This window comes from Streptomyces pseudogriseolus, from assembly GCA_002154585.1.
Lineage (GTDB): Bacteria > Actinomycetota > Actinomycetes > Streptomycetales > Streptomycetaceae > Streptomyces > Streptomyces pseudogriseolus.
On the sequence record MUNG01000366.1, the window covers coordinates 1 to 293 of the forward strand.

Genomic DNA, 293 nt, shown 5'->3' on the forward strand with positions numbered 1-293 from the left:
CCGGCCGCTACGAGCTGTCCACGCTCATCGGGCAGGGCGGCATGGGCCAGGTCTGGACGGCCTACGACAAGCGTCTCGACCGGCGCGTGGCGGTGAAGCTGCTGCGCCCCGACAAGGTGGCCGGACACGAGGCGGACGAGCTGCGCCGCCGGTTCGTGCGCGAGTGCCGGGTGACCGCGCAGGTCGACCACCCCGGCCTGGTCACCGTGCACGACGCGGGCAGCGAGGGCGAGGAGCTGTTCCTCGTCATGCAGTACGTCGACGGCGCCGACCTCGGCGACCACCTCGCCGAG

Annotated in this window: 1 pseudogene; it reads left to right on the forward strand. The window is 73.0% G+C overall.

Annotated features, from left to right (window positions below):
• Positions 1–41 precede the first annotated feature (41 nt).
• Positions 42–236, forward strand: a pseudogene (locus CCN29_RS36290) (serine/threonine protein kinase); the annotation flags it as partial.
• Between the last annotated feature and the right edge of the window lie 57 nt (positions 237–293).